This window comes from Sphingomonas insulae, assembly GCF_010450875.1.
Classification (GTDB): Bacteria; Pseudomonadota; Alphaproteobacteria; order Sphingomonadales; family Sphingomonadaceae; genus Sphingomonas; species Sphingomonas insulae.
In genome coordinates this window covers 2279934-2300830 of record NZ_CP048422.1, presented here as the reverse complement: position 1 = coordinate 2300830, position 20897 = coordinate 2279934, and the positions used below count along the sequence as shown (strand labels likewise).

Genomic DNA, 20897 nt, shown 5'->3' with positions numbered 1-20897 from the left:
GCCCGGGAGGATGCCGGTGGCTCCATGCGCAGTCCGTCAGAATACCGCCTTGGCCTCCGGTTCACCCATCATCTGCTGGCGGACCAGCGGAATGGCCGGGCCGCCATAGCTGAGGAACTGGTCGTGGAACGCCTTCCACGCCTCGCGACCGCCGCGGCTGGCAGTCCAGTCCTCGCGCAGCTTGCGGATCAGCAGCTTGCCGAGGGTATAGTTGAGATAGGCCGGGTCATAGGTCCCGCGCGCCGCCTGTTGGCGCGAATTGCCTTCGTCCTGATAGCATTGCTCGCGGAACATCTGCAGGCTCTGCTCCTGCGTCATCCCGCGCGCGTGCAGGCCGATGGCAGACAGGAAGCGGCAGTCGCGCAGCAGCGCATTGCTGATCTGGCCGACGTGGGTCTCGGCATCGCCTTTGTTCAGCCCGGCCTCCCACATCATTTCCTCGGTATAGTGCGCCCAGCCTTCGGCGAAGGCGTAGCCGACGAAGATGCGGCCGAACATCGACCTGGACCGGTTGGCGTGCAGGAACTGGAGGAAATGCCCCGGCATCACCTCATGGATCGAGGTGAACAGCAAATCCTTCTTGCCCGGCACGAAAGCGTCGCGGGTTTTCTGGTCCCATGCCGGGTCCGGCGGCGAGATGTAATAGACCGACGGGATATTCTTCTCATAGGGCCCGGCAGGGTCGATATAGGCCGAATTCTGGCGGTTGTAGGGCGGACTTTCCTCCACCTTCGCCTCTTCCGTGCCGGGAATGCTCACCAGGTCGTTCTTGACCACGAACGCGCGCAGCACCGGGATCTGTCGGCGTGCCTCGGCCACCGGACCGTCGGCGGCCTTGTTCGCGTTCATCTTGTCGATGCATTCGGGGATCGTCCTGCCCTTGGCGAACAGCTTGCATGCCGCTGCCAGCGCGTCCTGATTGCGCTTCAGGTCGGCGCGCCCCGCCGCTTCCAGCGCGTCGAGCGAGGTGTCGACGCCTTCGGTGGCACGTACCATCCGCTGGAACCGATCCGCGCCCAGCGCGAAATCGCCGGTCGCATTCGCGCGCTGCCCCGACAGCCACGTGCCAAGATCGCGCATCGCCGCGCTCGCCGCGGTGGCGGCCTGCGTCAACTGGTCCTGCAGGGCCGGATCGGCGACGTCGGCGAACGCCGTCTTCGCATCACCGACATAATAATCGGCAAAGCCATTGAAACCTGCGACCCCATAATCGACGAACGAACGCGGCATGGGGGTCTTCAGATTGGCGCGAATGTTCCCCGCCGCCGCCGGTACGCGTTGCAGGAACGCGATCAGCGCCTTCATCCGCGTCGGCGCATCGGCATAGGGCCGCGCGATATAGACGTTGGGATCCAGCCCCCCGCCGACGTAATAGGCCGGGTTGCTGTGCGGCTGGTCCGCATCGTCCAGCCAGAACAGCTTACCCTCGGCGACGCGGATCAGATAATCGCGTTCGAATTTCTCCTGCGGCGCCAGGTCGCCATCGCCGAACGCCCTCGCACGGTCGATCGCCTGGTGCAGAAATTCCGACTGGCGTTTCAGCCCTGCCGCGCTCCAGTCGGGCAACTGCCCATCGAAGTCGTGCCGGCCCTGGTAGACGGCATTGGCGGGATCGAGCTTGAACCAGCCCTCGACAAAGCCGTCCCGGAACTGCGCCCAGTTGCTGGCCTTCGTCGGTGCCACCGCCGGCGCGGCGACGCCTTCGTTCGACGCCGCCGGCTTGCCGGACGAACAGCCCGCCACGGCGATGGCCAGCAGCGATGCCGCCAGGATGATACGCATACCCTACTCCTCGATTCGCGTGTTTTCCCGATGCTGGCAGGCACGCTTCAGGAATGCCACCCCACGAGGAACGGCAGCCCGCCGCCATCGTTGACCGGCAGCAAATGCCTGAAAGGATTTCGCATCATGCCTTATGTCAAAACGCGCGACGGCACCGACATCTACGTCAAGGACTGGGGATCGGGTCGTCCGGTGATCCTGCTGCACGGCTGGCCGTTGTCCGCCGACAGCTGGGATCCGCAGATGATGGCACTGGCGGATGCGGGGTTTCGCGCGATCGCCTATGATCGGCGCGGCTTTGGACGCTCGGGCCAGCCGTGGAGCGGCTACGACTATGATACGCTGGCCGACGATCTAGCCGACGTCATGGCAGCAACCGGGGCAGACAGCGACGCGGCGGTCATCGGCTTTTCGATGGGCGGCGGCGAGGTCGCGCGCTACATGAGCCGGCACGGCGGCAAGGGCGTGATCGCCGCCGGCCTGATCGCATCGGTCGTGCCGTACATGCTGAAGACCGAGGACAATCCGCACGGCACGCCCGAGGAAAAATTGCAGGAGATCGGCGCGAACATCCAGAAGGATCGCGCTCACTTCTTCCGCGACGCCTTCTTCAAGCAGTTCTTCGGCGTCGGCGTCATTAGCCATCCGGTCAGCGACGACGTCCTCGATTGGGCGACGGCGACGGCGATGCAGGCGGGACTGAAGCCGACGCTGGCCTGCGCGCAGGCGTTCGGGCACACCGACTTCCGGCCCGACCTCGGCGCGTTTTCCGTACCCACGCTCATCATCCACGGCACCGCCGACGCCACCGTGCCGATCGACGCTGCCGGCCGCGCCGCATCGGTCGGGATCGCAAACAGCCAGCTGGTGGAATATGACGGCGCGCCGCACGGCCTGTTCGCCACCCACGGCGACCGGCTGACCAGCGATCTGCTGACCTTCCTGGGTCGATGACGTTGCGGCGGCTGGCATCGCGCTCGCCGCTTGGCTAGGTCCTCCCGCGGGTGTCGCCCGGCACCCGCGGTTCCCTGTCGAAGGTGCGTGATGACCGATCCAGAAATCTATCCGATCAGCGGCGATTGGACGAATGCCAGCCTCGATGCGAAGGGCTACGCCGAATTGTATGAGGCGGCGGCGAGCAACCCCGGCGGTTTCTGGCTGGATCAGGCGGCCAAGCGGCTCGAATGGATCAAGCAACCCACGATCGCGGGCGACTGGTCGTTCGCCCAGGCGGACTTCCACATCAAATGGTTCGCCGACGGTCAATTGAACGTCGCCGCCAATTGCCTCGACCGGCATCTCGCGAAGAACGGCGATACCGTCGCAATCATCTGGGAGCCCGACGAGCCGGGTGAGGACGCGCGCCACATCACCTATCGCGAACTGCACGCTGAAGTGTGCCGCTTCGCCAACGTGTTGAAAGCGCAGGGCGTCGGCAGGGGCGACCGCGTGACGCTCTACATGCCGATGATCCCCGAGGCGGCCTATGCGGCCCTCGCCTGCGCACGGATCGGCGCGATCCATTCGGTGGTGTTCGGCGGGTTTTCCGCCGACGCGCTCGCCGGCCGGATCGAGGATTGCGGATCGCGGATCGTCATCACCGCCGACGAGGGGCGGCGCGGTGGCAAGCGCATCAAATTGAAAGCCTGCGTCGACGAAGCCGCCACCCGCGCGCCGGGACTGGAGCGCGTGATCGTCGTCAAGGCGACTGGCGCCGACGTGGCGATGGGCGAGCGCGACGTCTGGTACCACGAGGCGGTCGCGACCGTGGGCAGCGACTGTCCGGCCGAAACGATGGCGGCGGAAGACCCGTTGTTCATCCTCTACACCAGCGGTTCGACCGGCAAACCCAAGGGGGTGTTGCACACATCCGCCGGCTTCCTGCTCTGGGCGGACTTCACGTTCAAGGTCGCATTCGATTATAAGCCCGGTCAGATATTCTGGTGTGCGGCCGACATCGGCTGGGTCACCGGTCACACTTACATCCTCTATGGACCGCTATCGAACGGCGCGACGACGCTGATGTTCGAAGGGTTGCCGACATGGCCGGATGCCAGCCGTATCTGGCAGGTGGTCGACCGGCACAAGGTCCATACGCTTTTCACCGCGCCCACGGCGTTGCGTGCCCTGATGAAGGAAGGTGACGATTACGTCCACCGGACCGACCGTTCGTCGCTCAAGCTGCTGGGGTCGGTCGGCGAGCCGATCAATCCGGAGGCGTGGCGCTGGTATCACGACATCGTCGGTGACGGTCGCGCACCGATCGTCGATGCGTGGTGGCAGACGGAAACCGGCGGCATCATGATCGCCCCCATCCCCGGCGCCGTCCCGATGAAGCCGGGATCGGCATCGAAGCCGATGCCGGGCGTCGCGCCGCAACTGGTCGACGACAAGGGCAGCGTGCTGGTCGGTGCGTCGCAGGGCAACCTGTGCATCACGCAAAGCTGGCCGGGCCAGATGCGCGGTGTCTGGGGCGACGCCGACCGCTTCTTCCAGACCTATTTCACCACTTATGAGGGCAAGTATTTCACCGGCGACGGCTGTCGCCGCGATGCCGACGGCTATTACTGGATCACCGGCCGCGTCGACGACGTCATCAACGTGTCGGGCCACCGCATGGGCACCGCGGAGGTCGAAAGTGCCCTCGTGTTGCACGAGGCGGTGGCCGAGGCCGCGGTCGTCGGCATGCCGCACGACGTCAAGGGCCAGGGCATCTACGCCTATGTGACGCTGAACGCCGGGCGTGACGGCGACGACGAATTGCGCAAGAGCCTGGTGGCATGGGTGCGGCAGGAGATCGGGCCGATCGCCACGCCGGACAAGTTGCAGTTCGCACCCGCCCTGCCGAAGACCCGGTCGGGCAAGATCATGCGCCGCATCCTCCGCAAGATCGCCGAAGGGGATACGTCGAGCCTCGGTGATACCTCAACGCTGGCGGACCCTGCGGTGGTCGACGATCTGGTCGCTAACAGGGTTAGCTGAGACGTCCGGGGAGATTGGCGCCCAAACCTTACTACAATGCCTCCGTCATCCCGGACTTGTTCCGGAGTGACGGGGTGTTTGGGACCCCCGCGTCAATCCCTCCGCCCCGCATGATTGCCGTCTCGCAAATGGACTGGTCCGGGTTGTCCCTAGCCCCAGCCCCCATTAGGCAGGATGCGAGGGAGACGGATCAATGACCATCGCAGGCCGCATCGGCTGGATCGCGCTCGCCTTGGTCGGCGCCGCCGCGCTCGCGATGATCGCCACCGCGCGTGGAGAGGCGATCAGCGCGATCTGGATCGTCGTCGCCGCGGTGTCCGTTTATCTGATCGCCTATCGCTTCTATTCGCTCTATCTCGCCAGGGTTGTGGTCGGGATCGATCCGTCCCGCCCTACCCCCGCCGTGCGCCATCCCGATGGACTCGATTTCGTCGCCACCGATCGGCGCGTGCTGTTCGGCCACCATTTCGCCGCCATCGCGGGTGCCGGCCCGCTCGTCGGCCCGGTGCTCGCCGCGCAAATGGGGTATCTGCCGGGGATGCTATGGATCCTCGCCGGCGTGGTGCTGGCGGGCGCGGTGCAGGACTTCATGGTGCTGTTCCTGTCGATGCGTCGCGACGGACGTTCGCTCGGCGAACTGATCCGCATGGAGATGGGCGCGGTGCCCGGCACGATCGCGCTGTTCGGCGCGTTCATGATCATGGTCATCATCCTGGCGGTGCTGGCGCTGATCGTCGTCCGGGCGCTGGCGGACAGTCCGTGGGGGATGTTCACCGTCGCCGCAACGATCCCGCTCGCGCTGCTGATGGGCGTCTATACGCGCTGGATCAGGCCGGGGCGGATCGGCGAGGTGTCGTTGCTCGGACTGGTCGGGCTGATCCTCGCGATCGTCTATGGCCAGGATGTTGCCGCGTCGGCCGCCTGGGCGCCGTGGTTCACCTACACGCCCGTGCAATTGTGCTGGATCCTGATCGGTTATGGCGCGGTGGCGGCGCTGCTGCCGGTGTGGCTGCTGCTGGCGCCGCGCGACTACCTGTCGACCTTTCTCAAGATCGGCGCGATCGCCGCGCTGGCGATCGGCATCGTCGTCGTCGCACCGCCGATGCGGATGCCGGCAATGACCCGGTTCGTCGATGGCAGCGGGCCGGTCTGGTCGGGATCGCTGTTTCCGTTCCTGTTCATCACCATCGCTTGTGGCGCGGTGTCCGGCTTCCATGCGCTCATCGCCAGCGGGACGACGCCCAAGCTGATCGCGAGCGAGGGGGACGCACGCTTCATCGGCTATGGCGCGATGCTGATGGAAAGCTTCGTCGCCATCATGGCGCTGGTCGGCGCATCGATCATCGACCCCGGCGTCTATTTCGCGATGAACAGCCCGGCGGCGATCGTCGGCACCGATGCCGCCAGCGCCGCCGCCGCCGTAACCGCGATGGGCTTTCCAATCAGCGCGGAGACGATCGCGAATACCGCGACTGACGTGGGCGAGACGACGATCATCAGCCGCGCCGGTGGCGCGCCGACACTGGCGGTCGGCATGGCGCACATCTTCAGCAAGCTGATCGGCGGCGCTGGCATGATGGCCTTTTGGTATCATTTCGCGATCCTGTTCGAAGCGCTGTTCATCCTTACCGCGGTGGATGCCGGGACGCGCGCCGGCCGGTTCATGCTGCAGGACCTGATCGGGCTGGCGGTGCCGCGTTTCCGCAACGCGACGTCCCTCGTGCCGGGCCTCGTCGGCACCGCGCTGTGCGTATCCGCCTGGGGCTTCTTCCTCTATCAGGGCGTCACCGATCCGCTGGGCGGGGTGAACACGCTGTGGCCGCTGTTCGGCATATCGAACCAGATGCTCGCCGCGGTGGCGCTTGTCTTGGCGACGGTGGTCCTGTTCCGGATGAAGCGTGAACGCTATGCATGGGTGACGATCCTGCCCGCAGGCTGGCTGGTGCTGTGCACGGTGACCGCCAGCCTGATGAAGCTGTTCTCTGCCGATCTGCGCGTCGGCTTCCTGGCGCACGCCGGCCGCTTTGCGGATGCGGCGGCACGCGGCGCGGTGCTCGCGCCCGCCAAATCGCTGGGCGAGATGAACCGGGTGGTGATGAACGACCGTATCGACGCGGCGTTGTGCGCGCTGTTTCTGGCGGTAGTGGTATCGATCATCGGCTATGGCATCCGCACTTGCCTTGCCGCCCCGCGCCTCGATCGACCGAGCGTGAGCGAGATGCCGGCAGATGCGGTAGCGGCGCAGTGACGCTCGGCGGCCTGTGGCGCGGACTGCGTGAGACGGGGCGGCTGATGGTCGGCGTGCCGTCGTATCGCAACTACGTGGAACATATGGCGGCGGCGCACCCGCACGCGCCGGTGATGACCGAAGCGGCATTCTTCCGCGATCGGCAAGAAGCGCGCTATGGCGGGCGCGGCGGGGGCAAGTGCTGCTAAGTCAGGTCAGGTCGGGTCGGCACACCGCGAACCGCACGACATTCATATCCTGCCTGGCGCAAAACGGCGCCCGGCGACAGCCTCCCATCGCGATGTCCGCCGGGCTCAGCCCAGCAGCATGAACGTCATCGCGCAGATCGACAACGCGGTCCCGCTCGCGGCGCACAGCAGGCCAAATCCGCATTGGCACAAGGTCGGTTGATACCGGTCCACAGCACCTCTCCTCTCCGCCACTCTTCGATGGCGTAAGGGAGATGCTAACACAGGCCGGATCGGATGCAATAGCCAAGCGTCAGCCGGCGGGCGTCGCCTCTTGCGCATCCAGCGCCTTCGCCATGCGACCGAGCATGTCCCCCATGCGCGCGCGCTCGTCCGCACTCAGCACGCCGAAGACCCCCTCGATCAGGTCCTGCCGCAGCGGCTCGGTCTCGCCGATCACCCGGCGACCCTCGTCGGTGATCGACACCTGCTTGACGCGGCGATCGCGGGCGTCGGCGGTACGCACGACCAGGCCGTCGCGCTCCAGCCCGTCGATCGCCTCGGTCACCGTGCGCGGTGCGTTATCGAAGAATTCGGCGATGTCCGCCGCGCGTGCGGGCCCGCGCCGGTCGAGGAACAGCAGCAGCTTGGTACGCGCCAGCGATGCGCCGTGATCCGCCATGCGACGGTTCATCAGACGATGCAGGCGCAGGAACACGCTGAACAGGCTGGATGCGAGATGATCGGGAGCGGCCATATGTGAGGACCCTCATTAAATGGTCTTGCACTATGCTGCAAGTGCGAGCATCTAGGCGGCATTCCTGACCGACAAAGATGAAACGCATGGCCGACAACGAACAACAGCCGGACGAGCACATCGACGAGGACGATTCGGCAGACGACAAGGCTGCCAAGCCGTCGCCGTTGAAGAACCCCCGCGTGCGGATCGTCTTGTTCATCGTGCTTGCCGCGGCAATAATCGGCGGGGTGTTGTGGTACGTCCGCTACCAGAGCGTCGGCAAGTTCATGCAAGGGACCGACGACGCCTATATCCAGGCGGACGCGGTGACGATCTCGCCAAAGGTGTCAGGCTACGTCGACAAGGTGTTCGTCGCCGACAACCAGCAGGTCAAGGCCGGCACGCCGCTGCTCCAGATCGACGCCCGCGACTATCGCGCGCAGGCCGCGCAGGTCGAAGCGCAGATCGATGTCGCGCGGGCCAATGCGCAAGGCGTACGCGCGCAGATCCGCGAACAACAGGCTGCGATCGACAAGGCGCGATCGGACCTTACCGCCGCCCGCAGCGACGCGGCGTTCGCGCATGCCGAGGTGACGCGTTACCAGCCGCTGGCCGCATCGGGTGCGGAAACGCGCGAGAAACTGTCGCAACTCGTCAATCAGGCGCGACAGGCCGACGCGCAGGTCGCCTCCGCCAACGCCGCGCTGACCAGCGCCACCCGCCGCGTCGGTACCCTCCAGGCGCAGGTCCGGCAGGCACAGGCGCAGGGCGAAGCCAGTCGCGCGCAATTGCAGGCGGCACAGGTCAATGTCGGCGCGACGATTCTGCGGGCCAGCATCGATGGTCGCGTCGGCGACAAGACGGTGCGGATCGGCCAGTTCGTCCAGGCGGGTACGCGGCTGATGTCGGTCGTTCCGGTCCAGCAACTGTACGTCGAGGCCAACTTCAAGGAGACGCAGCTTGGCTTGATGCGGATCGGACAGCCTGTCACACTGGAAGTCGATGCCCTGCCCGGGGTCGAGATTCATGGCCATGTCGAAAGCGTGTCGCCCGGCACCGGTGCACAATTCTCGTTGCTGCCGCCGCAGAATGCGACGGGTAATTTCACCAAGATCGTCCAGCGCATCCCGGTACGGATCGCGATCGATGCGGGCGAGAAGACGCGCCGGTTGCTGGTCCCGGGCATGTCGGCCGACGTGACGGTCGACACGCGGTCCGCCAAGGGATCGGTGCAGCGCATCAAGGACGAGCAGGAACAGCATAACGAACGGCGCAGCGAGGGGCGCAACCGGTGAGCAGTGCCGCCGCCCCTGGGGGCCGCGCCGCCGCGAAGCCCACAGCTGCGACAAAGGGCGCCGGTACGCCGGAAAAGGCGGACCTTGGCGCCTGGCTGGCGGTCGCGGCCGGCAGCCTGGGCGCCTTGATGGCGACCCTCGACATCTCGATCGTCAATTCCGCCTTGCCGGTGATCCAGGGCGAGATCGGCGCCAGCGGTACCGAAGGCACTTGGATCGCGACCTCGTATCTGGTCGCCGAAATCATCATCATTCCGCTCGCGGCATGGCTGGAACGGGTGTTGGGCCTGCGCACCTTCCTGCTGATCGCATCCGTGTTGTTCACCGCATTCTCCGTCGTGTGCGGCCTGTCGACCACGCTGACGATGATGATCGTCGGGCGGGCCGGTCAGGGGATCACCGGGGGCGCGCTGATCCCCACCGCGATGACGATCATCGCGACCCGCCTGCCGCGCTCTCAGCAGCCGATCGGCACCGCGTTGTTCGGCGTCACCGCCATTCTCGGGCCGGTGCTCGGTCCGCTGATCGGCGGTTACCTGACCGAAAACGTCAGCTGGCATTACGCCTTCTTCCTCAATATCCCGGTGGGGGCGCTGTTGCTCGTGCTGCTGCTCGTCGGCCTTCCGCACCAAAAGGCGCACCTCGGCGAACTGCTGAAGGCAGATTGGCTGGGTATCGCGGGGCTGGCGCTGGGGCTTGGCGGGCTGACGGTGGTGCTGGAAGAGGGGCAGCGGGAACAATGGTTCCAGTCGGCGCTCATCATCAAGCTGACCGTCCTTACCCTTTTCGGCCTCGGCATGCTGTTCGCCGGGCAGTTCCTATCGCGCAAACCGGTGGTGAAGCTGCGCCTCCTGCTCGACCGCCAGTTCGGTAGCGTCGCGACCATGGGATTGGTGCTCGGCATGGTGCTGTACGGCAGCAGCTACGTCATCCCGCAGTTCCTGGCGGCGATCGCCGACTATAATGCACTGCAATCGGGCAAGGTCGTGCTGCTCAGCGGCATCCCCAGCCTGTTGATGATGCCGCTGGTGCCGATCATGATCCGCCGGCTCGACATCCGCCTTGCGGTGGCGACCGGGTTGCTGATGATGGCGCTCAGCTGTCATCTCGATACGACGCTGACCGCCCAGTCTGTCGGCAGCGCCTTCACCGATTCGCAGCTGTTGCGCGGTGTCGGCACCATCCTCGGCTTCGTGTTCCTTAACCAGGCGGCAATCGCATCGGTGCGGCCCGAGGAGGCCGGCGATGCGGCCGGCCTGTTCAGCGCGGCCCGCAACATCGGCGGGTCGTTCGCGCTCGCCGGGATCGCCACGTTGCAGGATCAGCGCAGCTACCTGCACAGCCGCCGTATCGACGAGGTGCTGAATGCCAATTCCGTGGCGCTCCAGGATTATATCGCCGGAACCGCTCGTTCGCTTGGCAGCACTGCCACCGCGTTGCAGTCGCTTGGCGGTACCATCCAGCGCCAGGCGCTGGTGATGACCTACAACGATCTGTTCTGGCTGCTGTCCGTTGGCATCTGCTGCGTCGTGCCGCTGGTCCTGTTCCTCCGCCCGCTGCCGCATGGCAAAGTCGCGGCGATGCATTGAGGCGATAATGCGTACCCTTCCCCTCCTTCCCCTCGCGCTGGCTCTCGGCGCATGCACCGTCGGGCCGAATTACGCCGGACCGCCGAAGACGCTGTCCGGTGCGCCGGGGCACGCCGGTTTCAAGCGCGGCGGCCAAGTTGCGGTGGCGACCGCTCCGGTGGTCGCCGCATGGTGGACGCAGTTGAACGACGCGGTGCTCACCGACCTCGAAACGCGTGCACTCGCCGCCAACCCGAATATCGCGGTAGCGCAGGCGCGGTTACGCCAGGCTCGTTCCTCGCTGCGGCTGGAACGCGCCAACCAGGCGCCGAGTGCCAACGCGTCCGCCACGTACCTGCACGCGCGGCTGCCCGGCATCGATCTTGGCAACGCCGCGGGCGATACCCAGACCGGCGGCGGTGGCGACGCCAGTGCGGTCGACTTCTATAACCTCGGCTTCGATGCGAGCTGGGAAGTTGATCTGTTCGGCGGCCGGCGGCGATCGGTGGAGGCTGCGCGAGCGCAGGCGCAGGCTGCCGAGGCAAACGTCGCCGATGCTCAGGTCAGCCTGACCGCGGAGGTCGCACAGGCCTACGTCAACCTGCGCGACCGGCAACGCCGCATCGCCCTGTCGCGACAGTCGGCGACGATGCAGCAGCAAATGCTGGCATTGACCCGGCAGCGTTTCGACCGTGGGGCCGCATCGGCGCTCGACGTCGAGCGCCTGCAAGGTCAGGTCGAGGCGACAAACGGCCAGATCGTCCCGCTGCAGGCCGAGCTGGAGAGTTACCTGAACGCTCTGGCGGTTCTGGTGGGTGAGGAACCGGGTTCCCTGGATGTGATGCTCACCACGGCAAAGCCTGTCCCGCTGCCCCCCGCGGTGGTCGCGGTCGGAGATGCCACTGCGCTGTTGCAACGCCGCCCCGACATCCGTGCTGCCGAACGCCAGCTCGCACAGCGCACGGCGCAGGTCGGCGTCGCGGACGCCGCGCGTTTTCCGCGCCTGAACATCCTCGGCCTCATCGGATTGGGTGGGACGCAGCTGTCGGACATCAGTCCCGACAAACTGGTGGCAGTGGCCGCACCGATGCTGCAATGGAATTTCCTCGATTTCGGCCGCAACCGGGCTCGCATCAACCAGGCCGAAGGGCAGCGCGACGAGGCGGAGGCCCAGTACCGCGGATCGGTACTGACCGCACTGCGTGACGCCGAGGACGCGCTGTCTCGGTTCGGTCATCGACGTGAGACGGTCGCCAGCCTGATGCGCAGCAAGGCCAGTGCCGATCGAGCAGCGAGCCTCATGCAACAGCGCTTCCGGGCGGGCACCGCTACGCTGATTGATACGCTCGATGCAGAACGCACCCGCGTCGCCGCCGATCAGAACCTCTCTTCGGGAACAGCCGGCCTGACCAGTGATTTCGTCGCGTTGCAAAAGGCCCTGGGGCTCGGCTGGAGCGCTTGACGTCGCGGGCAAGCTCTGTCCACCATGTCCCGCTTATCATAGCCACCTCCGCTTTTCGACGCGTGCTTCGAGCGAGCACCGATAGCGCTACGTGCCTAAAGCGCCCATCGGCGACAATAGGCGATGTGGAATGAGAGCGGGCAGCCGGCGGTTCTGAAACAATCGTGAAACACACCGCTCAGCGTGGGACATATTGGCGCAAATCGGTTGCGACATTCCTCCGGCACCCCACCGGGAGGATCATTCATGAAGCATCACGATACCGACGGCTCCCCCGCGTCTGGCCGGCACGCGCACGGCCATGGCCTGACGGACGATCTGCCTCTGCTCGAGGCGCAAATGGCGCGGCGGCGGGCGTTGCAGTGGTTTGCAGGAGCCGGCACTGCGGCACTGGTCGCCGGCTGTGGCGGCAGCGGAACGGAAAGCGGCAGCGTCGCGGTGGTCGGCAGTACCGCCACGCCAGCGCCGACGCCAGCTACTATGGCCACTGCCACGCCGACCCCTGCCGCCACGGCGAGCGGATGCCTGGTCGATCCGAGCGAAACCAATGGCCCCTACCCCGCCGACGGGACCAACACCGCATCGGGCTCCACCAGCAATGCGCTGACCGCAAGCGGTATCGTACGCAGCGATATCCGGTCGAGCTTCCTCGGCACGACGACCGTTGCGACCGGCGTGTCCTTGACGCTTACGCTGACCGTCGTGAACGTCAATGCCGCCTGCGCGCCGCTCAGTGGCTATGCGGTCTACATCTGGTCGTGCGACCGCCAGGGGCATTATTCGCTCTATACGGTCGCGGCGGAAAGCTATCTGCGCGGCATTCAGGTGACCGATGCCAACGGGCAGGCGACGTTCACGATGATCGTGCCTGGCTGCTACGACGGCCGCTGGCCGCACATTCATTTCGAAGTGTTCTCGAGCCTGTCGACTGCGACCAGCGGGCGCTATGCCTCTCTGGTATCGCAGCTGGCGATGCCGGCAGCGGTGTGCAGCGCCGTCTATGCGGATACGGCGACCTACCCGGCGAGTGCGACCAACTTCGCGCGGGTGTCTCTGTCGAGCGATGGCGTGTTCGGCGACAACAGTGCCGCGCAAACGGCGCAGCAAACGCCGTTGCTGACCGGCAGCGTGGCGGCGGGCTATATCGGGACGGCACTGATCGGCCTGGCGCGTTAGGGTTGGCGGTCGCGCGCGGGGCGGGTTAAGGCTGCGGGCATGACCCCGCTGACGCTCTACAACAGCCTGACCCGCAGCCTCGAGCTGTTCCAGCCCGCCGACCCTGAAAATGTCCGCATCTATTCGTGCGGACCGACGGTCTATCACTACGCGCATCTCGGCAACCTGCGCGCATACCTGTTCACCGACACGCTGGGCCGGGTGCTGACGTGGAAGGGCCATGGCCTGACCCACATCATCAACATCACCGACGTCGGCCATCTGACCAGCGACGCCGACGCCGGCGACGACAAGATGGAGGCTGCGGCCAAAGCGAGCGGTAAGGATATCTGGGCGGTCGCCGAATACTATACGCAGGCGTTCAAGGCGAACCTGAAGGACCTGAACGTACGCGACCCCTCACGCTTTCCACTGGCGACGGATCATGTCGACGGGATGATCGCGTTCGGCGAGGCGATCGCCGAAAAGCATTGCTACCGGCTGTCGGACGGACTGTATTTCGACACTTCGACGGTGCCGGATTATGGGCGACTGGCGGGCACGCGCGACGATGGCCCGGCCGAGGGACGCATCCAGAGCGTCGCGGGCAAGCGCAACGCGGCGGATTTCGCGATCTGGCGGACGAGTGCACCCGGCGAAAACCGCCAGATGGAATGGGACAGCCCGTGGGGCCGCGGCGCGCCCGGCTGGCACCTCGAATGCTCCGTGATGAGCCGGCAGTATCTGGGTGCGCATTTCGACATCCACACCGGCGGTATCGACCACCGCGAGATCCATCACCCCAATGAGATCGCACAGAACCAGGCCTATAGCGGCAGCGCCGACAGCGGTGCGACGCTATGGATGCACAACAATTTCCTGGTCGACCGCGGGGGCAAGATGTCCAAGTCGACGGGCGAGTTCCTGATCCTGCCGGCGCTGGTCGAGCGCGGGTTTCATCCCCTCGCCTATCGCCTGATGTGCTTGCAAGCGCATTACCGCAGCGAGCTGGAGTTTTCATGGTACAATCTGGCGGCGGCGCAGACACGATTGAAGCGTCTGGTGCAGACCGTGGCGGCATTGCGAGCCCGTGGCGAGGCAAAAGGAGCGGCCTCGGCAGCCCCCTATACCGAGCGGCTGGACGCGGCGTTGTCCGATGATCTGAACACGCCCAGGGCGTTGCCGGTCCTTGACGAATTGCTTGCCGACAAGCGGGTGAGTCCGGCCGATCGGCTGGCGGCGCTCGCTGATTTCGACGCGGTGCTCGGCCTGGGCCTGCTGACGTTGTCGCGCGAAGACCTGCGGGTGCGCCCCAAGGCGGCGGGTATCGATGAGGCCGGGATCGCAGAGCGGCTGTCCGATCGGCGCGATGCACGGGCGGCGAAGGATTTTCCGCGATCGGACGCGATCCGGGACGAGCTGGCGACCTTGGGTGTCGAGGTGATGGATGGCGATCCGCTGGGTTGGGATTGGAAGGTGGTGCTATGAAGGCGGTCCTCCCCGGCATCGCCCGTGGCCTGCTCGAACCGCATTTGCCCGCGGAGATCGAGCCGGTATGGTTCACCACGCCGGCCGAGGCGAACGCGATGATTTCGGATGCGACGATCGCCTGGGTCGACATGCAGCCGACGGCACTGGTCGCCGACGCGATCCGGGCTGCAGGGTCGCAACTGCGATGGGTATCGACGATCTATGCCGGGCTGGACGCGTTCCCGCTGGATCTGTTGCGCGAACGGGGTGTGACGCTCACCAACGGCGCCGGGATCAACGCCATTGCGGTGGCGGAATATGCCATGCTGGCCGTGCTGGCCGCGGCAAAGCGGTTCGATACGGTGCTGCGCGCAGCGGACCGACAGGATTGGTTGCGCGATGCGCCCGGCAAGATCGAGCTGGATGGCACGCGGGCGCTAATCATCGGCTATGGCACGATCGGCCGACTGATCGGTCAGCGGCTGACCGCGTTCGGCGTCGGCGTGACCGGGGTCACCCGGTCGGGACGCGATAACACACTGACGCCGGATGGCTGGTTCGCGCAGCTCGGCAGTTTCGATTGGGTGATACTTGCTGCGCCATCGACCGGAATGACCAGGGCGTTGATCGGTACCGCCGAACTTGCCGCGATGAAGCCGTCGGCGTGGCTCATCAATATCGCACGCGGCGACATGATCGACGACGATGCATTGCTCGCCGAGCTGCATGGCGGCGGCATCGGAGGCGCCTTCCTGGACCCCACGAATCCCGAGCCGTTGCCGGTGAGCCACCCATTGTGGACGGCGCCGAATTGCATGATCTCGATGCACATGTCGGGACGTAGCCAGACGACGATGTTTCAGCGCGGCGCGACGCTGTTCTTGGAGAATGCCCGCGCGTTCGTCGCGGGCCGGCCGATGAACAACGTGGCGGACGTCGACGCGGGTTACTGAAGCGGTTGGTCGGCGTCCGCGATCAGCGGCGGTATGAACGGCCGCGAAGCGCCGGCCGGTACGCGAGAGATCTCTCCCTCGATCGCGTTGGCGCGGGCGGCGGAGGACGGATGGGTCCGACTGCGGAACAGGCCACCGTCGACGTCACCGCCATGGTCGCGCCAGAACCGAACGGCGATCTGCGGATCGTAGCCTGCGTTGCGGAGCAGATGCATGCCGAGCAGGTCTGCCTGATCCTCCGTCAGGCGGAACAACCGGCCATTGCGTCCGACTTCCGCCAGCAACCCGCGCTTGACGCCGGCTGCATCCAGTCGGCGGGCATGATGCAGGATATTGTGCGACAGCTCGTGTGCAATTACTACGGCGACCTCGTCGTCGCTGTACCGTTCGAAAAAGCGCACGCCGATCTGCACGATCCGGCCATCCGCAGACGCCTCCATCCCCGGTCCTAACAGCACCTCGAATGCGCTGCGGCAGCCAGGTGATGCGGCGATGCGGACTGCTAGCGATTGCCCGTTGCGGCGCAATACCACGTCGAGTGGACGATCGGCGGGCAACGCCGCGATCGTATCGGTGGCGGCGTCGCGCCCTGCGCTGCTCGAACCTTTCGCCGCGGGGGCGCCGTCGAGAGCATGACCGTTGACCGAAACGATCCCGTCATTGGCACGTACGCCCGCTGCCTCGGCAGGCGAGCCCGGCACCACTGCCTCCACAGCAATGGGTGCGTCGAAACCGAAGCTGCGGCGGGCCTGGTCGCGCAGACCGGCATCATATTGATCGATACCGTGGATCGCCCAGCCCGGCGTCGGCGCGCGATCACGGCACAGCGCGACGTTGGCGGTGGTGAGACGATAGGCGATACCGGCCATGCGGGCATCGACGCTGCGCAGCGCGTCGAAGGTAGCCGCGGTGTCCTGCACGGCGTTCACGCTCCCGTCACCGACCGGGGGCGTGGCGGCGATCAGGGGCGTCGCCGAGGTCGCTGCGAAAATCGCGAGGTGGATCGTCAACTTGCTCATCCAGACCCCTTAGCCCGGCGGGCGCGCCACGGCCATGCCGCCCCCAAGCGTTCCTTCATTGCGCGAAGACCGTTTTCGGCGCATGTCGGCCCGCGTTTACCCCCCGAAGGACGACATGATTATGGCCGCGAACTGGGCCCCCGACAGCTGGACCAAGGCAGAGGCCCGTCAGCTTCCCGACTATCCCGATGCCGCGGCATTGACCCGTGCGACGAATACGCTGGAAACGTTCCCTCCGCTCGTCTTTGCCGGCGAGGCGCGCAACCTGACCGCCGAACTGGCGAAGGTGGCAGAAAGCAAGGCGTTCCTGTTGCAGGGCGGCGACTGCGCCGAATCTTTCGCCGAACACAGCGCCAACAACATCCGCGACACGTTCCGTGTCATCCTGCAGATGGCGGTCGTGCTGACTTATGCATCCAAGCTTCCGGTGGTGAAGCTCGGCCGGATGGCAGGCCAGTTCGCCAAGCCGCGCTCCGCCCCCAACGAGACGATCGATGGCGTCGAGCTGCCGAGCTATCGCGGCGACAACGTCAACGATATCGCCTTCACCCCGGAAAGCCGTATCCCAGATCCGCAACGGATGATCCGCGCCTATTCGCAATCGGCGGCAACGCTCAACCTGCTGCGTGCCTTCGCACAGGGCGGTTATGCTAACCTGCATCAGGTGCACCGCTGGACACACGACTTCATGGGCCGCAGCCCGTGGTCGAAGAAATATGCCGAGACGGCGGACCGCATCGGCGAAGCGCTGGAATTCATGGCCGCGTGCGGGATCGATCCCGAAACGGTGCCGCAATTGGCACAGACGCATTTCTACACCAGTCACGAGGCGCTGCTGTTGCCGTTCGAACAGGCGCTGACCCGACAGGATTCGCTGACCGGCGACTGGTACGACACAAGCGCGCACTTCCTGTGGATCGGCGATCGTACCCGTTTCGAAGGATCCGCGCATGTCGAGTTCCTGCGCGGCATCGGCAACCCGATCGGCGTGAAGTGCGGCCCAAGCCTGGAGCCGGACGATCTGCTTCGGATGCTCGACACGCTTAATCCGGGTCGCATCGCGGGGCGGATGACGCTCATCACACGCTATGGCTATGACAAGATTGAGGCGCATCTGCCCAAGCTGGTGCGCGCGGTGACCCGTGAAGGCCATCCGGTCGTGTGGAGCTGCGACCCGATGCACGGTAACACCGTAAAGGCCGTGACAGGGTATAAGACGCGGCCGTTCGACCGCATCCTGGCTGAAGTTCGCGGTTTCTTCGCCGTCCACCGCGCCGAGGGGACGCACGCCGGCGGCATCCACGCCGAGATGACCGGGCAGAACGTCACCGAATGCACCGGCGGCGCGATCGACGTCACCGAGCAGAGCCTCGCCGACCGCTACCACACGCATTGTGATCCGCGGCTCAATGCGGGGCAAAGCCTGGAATTGGCGTTCCTGCTTGCCGAAATGCTCAACGAGGAGATGGCGGAGCGTCGCCGGGCCGCAGCCTGATGACGTTTAACGGGGCGTCGAGAGAAGACGCTTGACGCCCCACCCCCTCACGCCTAGGAGCCCCCTTCACCGCAAACGGCCCCTTCGTCTAGCGGTTAGGACGTCGCCCTCTCACGGCGAAAGCACGAGTTCGATTCTCGTAGGGGTCACCATCATCATGACCGTGCGGTAGTTCTTAGTACATGGGCCGCGGCTTACCGCTATGCGGCAACCAATTGCGGGAGGACGGACTAACGGGCTTCGGTTTCAACCACCCGTACGCCCGCATCGGTGCAGGCCGCCCGCAAGCTTTCCGACACGCGATCGGTTACCAGCCAGTCAATGTCGTCGAGGTTCCCGATGCGAACCGGTGCCGGTCGATCAAGCTTGGATGAATCGATCGCGAGGATTACCTGGCGCGCGTTGCGGATGATGGTCTGTGACACGCGCACCTCGTCGACGTCATAATCGAGGAAGTCGCCATTGGCCTCTATCCCGGACGCACCGATCAGTGCGATGTCGACCTTGAAACCGCGGATGAAGTCCATGGCGATGCCGCCGATAACCGCACGATCGCTCGCACGAACGCGGCCGCCAGCGGCAATCACCTCGAACCCCGGGCAGTCAGCAAGGATGTCGACGACGTTCAGATTGTTGGTGATGACCATCAACTTGGCGCGATGGATCAGATGGCGGGCGATCGCCTCCGTCGTGGTGCCGATGTTGATGAACAGGCTGGCGCCATCCGGGACAAGCGCCGCCGCAGCGGCCCCGATCGCGGATTTAGCGGCGACGGCCATGTCGCGGCGTTCGGCATAAGCAAGATTGTCGGTGCCGGAACTTGGGACCGCGCCGCCATGAACGCGGGTCAGCAAGCCGCGCCGTTCGAGCAGGGTCAGGTCCTTACGGATGGTCTGCGGCGTGACGTCCAGCATGCTCGCCAGTTCTTCGACCGACACGCGGCCACTCTGTCGCGCAACCTCGACAATGCGCGCATGGCGAACGGGCATATCGGCGTCGCTCACGCCAGATAGGCCGCCAGCCGCTCCGTGGTCCCGGGCGGCACATGCAGACCAAGCTTGCTGCGCCGCCAAAGCACGTCCTCGGCAGTACGCGCCCATTCGCGTGCGACAAGGTAATCAACCTCGGCTTTGTAAAGGGAACCTCCGAAATCCGTGCCTAAGTCGGCGATCGTAGTCGCCGTACCGAAGATCGCCTCCACCCGGGTACCATATGCGCGGGCGAGCCTGCGCAGCAGGGTCGACGGCATTTGTGGATAAAGTGCGGTCAACCCGGCAAGGAAGGCATCGAAGTCGGCATCCGGCATATCACCGCCGGGCAGTGCTACACCCGCGGTCCATGCCGGTCCCGCCCCAGGTAACATTGGCGCGAGATCGCGCAGGGCATGTTCGGCGAGCTTGCGATAGGTCGTGATCTTGCCGCCGTAGACACTGAGCATCGGCGCGCGATCCGCCGCGGCGTCGAGGTCGAGGACATAGTCACGCGTGACCGCCGAGGCATTGGCCGCCTTGTCGTCGTAAAGCGGGCGGATACCCGCATAGCTCCAGACGATATCGTCGGTCGCGACCGGACGTTCGAAATAGCGTGCGATGGTGTCGAGCAGATAGCGTGTCTCATCCATGCTGATCGTCGCTTGGCTTGGGGGAGCGGTCCAGGGTTCGTCGGTGGTGCCGACGAGGGTATATTCGCCTTCATACGGTATTGCGAAGACGATGCGGCGATCGGCGTTCTGAAGCATGAAAGCGTGCTCCCCGTCATACAGGCGCGGCACGATGATGTGACTGCCCTTGACCAGTCGCACCGACCGGTCGTTCCGCGCGCCCGCCGTCTTGCCGAGCACGTCGGCCACCCAGGGGCCAGCGGCGTTGACCAGCGCTCGCGCGCTGACCCGGCGGCTGGCGCCATCTGCTGGTTGAAGTTCGGCGATCCACCCGGCCGCGGTGCGGGACGCGCTGACCAATCGGGTGCGGGTAGCGATCGTGGCACCGCGCTCCGCGGCATCAAGGGCGTTCAGGACGACGAGGCGGCTGTCTTCTACCCAGCAGTCCGAATAGACGAACGCCTTGCCTGCGCGCGGCGACAGGCCGCTGCCGAATGCCGAGCGGGCGAGCGATACGCTCTGCGTGCCGGGAAGCCGTTCGCGCCCGCCGAGATGATCGTAAAGGAACAGGCCAAGCCGCACCATCCACGCCGGCCGCGGCGAATGGGTTTGCGGCAGGACGAAGCGCAGCGGCCAGATGATGTGCGGCGCCATCCCCCAGAGGCGCTCGCGCTCGATCAGCGCCTCTCGCACCAGCCGGAACTCGCCATATTCGAGGTAGCGCAGTCCGCCGTGAATAAGCTTGGTCGAGGCCGAAGAGGTATGGCTGGCGAGATCGTCCTGCTCGACGAGCAGCACCGACAGGCCACGTCCCGCAGCATCCCGGGCAATGCCGGTCCCGTTGATACCGCCGCCGACGATCAAGAGGTCGACGGTCGCCGCATCCACGGGTTCGTCCGTCATTCGATCCATCAAGCTACACCTCCGCTGTTGCCACAGGGTATATCGCATTACATGCGAGA

Annotated in this window: 16 protein-coding genes and 1 tRNA gene; 12 read left to right on the top strand and 5 right to left on the bottom strand. The window is 65.6% G+C overall.

Translation table 11 applies throughout. The features are described 5' to 3' along the window. Positions 1–36 precede the first annotated feature (36 nt). Positions 37–1782 (bottom strand): DUF885 domain-containing protein, encoded by a 1746-nt coding sequence (locus GTH33_RS12570; RefSeq protein ID WP_163958678.1) that lies wholly within the window; start codon positions 1780–1782, stop codon positions 37–39. A gap of 126 nt (positions 1783–1908) precedes the next feature. Here GTH33_RS12570 and GTH33_RS12565 point away from each other — a divergent pair, with 126 nt between their 5' ends. The 4 genes from GTH33_RS12565 (at position 1909) to GTH33_RS12550 (ending at position 7200) form a co-directional block, all read left to right on the top strand. Continuing rightward, positions 1909–2736, top strand: a complete 828-nt coding sequence (locus GTH33_RS12565) for an alpha/beta fold hydrolase (RefSeq protein ID WP_163958677.1) — start codon at positions 1909–1911, stop codon at positions 2734–2736. A 90-nt stretch (positions 2737–2826) separates the two neighbouring features. After that, positions 2827–4764 (top strand): acetate--CoA ligase, encoded by a 1938-nt coding sequence (acs, locus tag GTH33_RS12560; protein WP_163958676.1) that lies wholly within the window; start codon positions 2827–2829, stop codon positions 4762–4764. A gap of 193 nt (positions 4765–4957) precedes the next feature. Next, the gene (locus tag GTH33_RS12555) at positions 4958–7012 is read left to right on the top strand and encodes a carbon starvation CstA family protein (protein WP_163958675.1); all 2055 of its coding nucleotides are present in this window, start codon (positions 4958–4960) and stop codon (positions 7010–7012) included. Next, the gene (locus GTH33_RS12550) at positions 7009–7200 is read left to right on the top strand and encodes a YbdD/YjiX family protein (protein WP_338112522.1); all 192 of its coding nucleotides are present in this window, start codon (positions 7009–7011) and stop codon (positions 7198–7200) included. Before GTH33_RS12555 ends, GTH33_RS12550 begins: the two co-directional genes overlap by 4 nt. 292 nt (positions 7201–7492) lie before the next feature. Here GTH33_RS12550 and GTH33_RS12545 read toward each other — a convergent pair whose 3' ends face one another. Continuing rightward, positions 7493–7936 carry a MarR family winged helix-turn-helix transcriptional regulator gene (locus tag GTH33_RS12545; RefSeq protein WP_163958674.1) on the bottom strand — a complete coding sequence of 148 codons (444 nt, stop codon included), beginning with the start codon at positions 7934–7936 and terminating at the stop codon, positions 7493–7495. Between the two features lie 86 nt (positions 7937–8022). Here GTH33_RS12545 and GTH33_RS12540 point away from each other — a divergent pair, with 86 nt between their 5' ends. From GTH33_RS12540 to GTH33_RS12515, 6 genes are all read left to right on the top strand, one after another. Next, complete coding sequence (locus GTH33_RS12540) at positions 8023–9213, top strand: HlyD family secretion protein (RefSeq protein ID WP_163958673.1); 1191 nt, start codon at positions 8023–8025, stop codon at positions 9211–9213. Further along, on the top strand, positions 9210–10802 hold the full coding sequence (locus GTH33_RS12535) for an MDR family MFS transporter (RefSeq protein WP_163958672.1): 1593 nt from the start codon (positions 9210–9212) through the stop codon (positions 10800–10802). Before GTH33_RS12540 ends, GTH33_RS12535 begins: the two co-directional genes overlap by 4 nt. Before the next feature lie 7 nt (positions 10803–10809). Continuing rightward, a complete protein-coding gene (locus GTH33_RS12530; protein ID WP_163960009.1) occupies positions 10810–12243 on the top strand; it encodes an efflux transporter outer membrane subunit in 1434 nt (477 codons plus the stop codon). A gap of 246 nt (positions 12244–12489) precedes the next feature. Further along, positions 12490–13419, top strand: a complete 930-nt coding sequence (locus GTH33_RS12525) for an intradiol ring-cleavage dioxygenase (RefSeq protein WP_163958671.1) — start codon at positions 12490–12492, stop codon at positions 13417–13419. Positions 13420–13458: 39 nt separating this feature from the next. After that, positions 13459–14886, top strand: a complete 1428-nt coding sequence (gene cysS, locus GTH33_RS12520; protein WP_163958670.1) for a cysteine--tRNA ligase — start codon at positions 13459–13461, stop codon at positions 14884–14886. Beyond that, positions 14883–15821 (top strand): D-2-hydroxyacid dehydrogenase, encoded by a 939-nt coding sequence (locus GTH33_RS12515; protein WP_163958669.1) that lies wholly within the window; start codon positions 14883–14885, stop codon positions 15819–15821. Before cysS ends, GTH33_RS12515 begins: the two co-directional genes overlap by 4 nt. On the opposite strand, the gene GTH33_RS12510 is transcribed toward GTH33_RS12515, so the two are convergent. Continuing rightward, positions 15815–16840, bottom strand: a complete 1026-nt coding sequence (locus GTH33_RS12510) for a M48 family metallopeptidase (RefSeq protein ID WP_163958668.1) — start codon at positions 16838–16840, stop codon at positions 15815–15817. The genes GTH33_RS12515 and GTH33_RS12510 overlap by 7 nt on opposite strands. Positions 16841–16961: 121 nt before the next feature. Between GTH33_RS12510 and GTH33_RS12505 the strand changes: the two genes are divergently transcribed. After that, positions 16962–18335, top strand: a complete 1374-nt coding sequence (locus tag GTH33_RS12505; RefSeq protein WP_163958667.1) for a class II 3-deoxy-7-phosphoheptulonate synthase — start codon at positions 16962–16964, stop codon at positions 18333–18335. A 77-nt stretch (positions 18336–18412) separates the two neighbouring features. Then, positions 18413–18487: transfer RNA gene (locus GTH33_RS12500), tRNA-Glu, on the top strand. 78 nt (positions 18488–18565) lie between these two features. Here GTH33_RS12500 and GTH33_RS12495 read toward each other — a convergent pair. Continuing rightward, entirely contained in the window at positions 18566–19408 is an 843-nt protein-coding gene (locus GTH33_RS12495; protein ID WP_338054383.1) for a DeoR/GlpR family DNA-binding transcription regulator, read from the bottom strand. Continuing rightward, positions 19336–20838: a glycerol-3-phosphate dehydrogenase gene (locus tag GTH33_RS12490; protein WP_163960005.1), complete on the bottom strand. Its 1503-nt coding sequence runs from the start codon at positions 20836–20838 to the stop codon at positions 19336–19338. Before GTH33_RS12490 ends, GTH33_RS12495 begins: the two co-directional genes overlap by 73 nt. Positions 20839–20897: the final 59 nt, after the last annotated feature.

What these genes read in the sequence shown, in the direction of transcription:
- GTH33_RS12555 (WP_163958675.1), top strand. Translation starts at nt 4,958, where the DNA reads ATGACCATCGCAGGCCGCATCGGCTGGATCGCGCTCGCCTTGGTCGGC.
- GTH33_RS12570 (WP_163958678.1), bottom strand. Translation starts at nt 1,782, where the DNA reads ATGCGTATCATCCTGGCGGCATCGCTGCTGGCCATCGCCGTGGCGGGC.
- GTH33_RS12540 (WP_163958673.1), top strand. Translation starts at nt 8,023, where the DNA reads ATGGCCGACAACGAACAACAGCCGGACGAGCACATCGACGAGGACGAT.
- GTH33_RS12510 (WP_163958668.1), bottom strand. Translation starts at nt 16,840, where the DNA reads ATGAGCAAGTTGACGATCCACCTCGCGATTTTCGCAGCGACCTCGGCG.
- GTH33_RS12530 (WP_163960009.1), top strand. Translation starts at nt 10,810, where the DNA reads ATGCGTACCCTTCCCCTCCTTCCCCTCGCGCTGGCTCTCGGCGCATGC.
- GTH33_RS12515 (WP_163958669.1), top strand. Translation starts at nt 14,883, where the DNA reads ATGAAGGCGGTCCTCCCCGGCATCGCCCGTGGCCTGCTCGAACCGCAT.
- cysS (WP_163958670.1), top strand. Translation starts at nt 13,459, where the DNA reads ATGACCCCGCTGACGCTCTACAACAGCCTGACCCGCAGCCTCGAGCTG.
- acs (WP_163958676.1), top strand. Translation starts at nt 2,827, where the DNA reads ATGACCGATCCAGAAATCTATCCGATCAGCGGCGATTGGACGAATGCC.
- GTH33_RS12565 (WP_163958677.1), top strand. Translation starts at nt 1,909, where the DNA reads ATGCCTTATGTCAAAACGCGCGACGGCACCGACATCTACGTCAAGGAC.
- GTH33_RS12525 (WP_163958671.1), top strand. Translation starts at nt 12,490, where the DNA reads ATGAAGCATCACGATACCGACGGCTCCCCCGCGTCTGGCCGGCACGCG.
- GTH33_RS12545 (WP_163958674.1), bottom strand. Translation starts at nt 7,936, where the DNA reads ATGGCCGCTCCCGATCATCTCGCATCCAGCCTGTTCAGCGTGTTCCTG.
- GTH33_RS12490 (WP_163960005.1), bottom strand. Translation starts at nt 20,838, where the DNA reads ATGACGGACGAACCCGTGGATGCGGCGACCGTCGACCTCTTGATCGTC.
- GTH33_RS12505 (WP_163958667.1), top strand. Translation starts at nt 16,962, where the DNA reads ATGGCCGCGAACTGGGCCCCCGACAGCTGGACCAAGGCAGAGGCCCGT.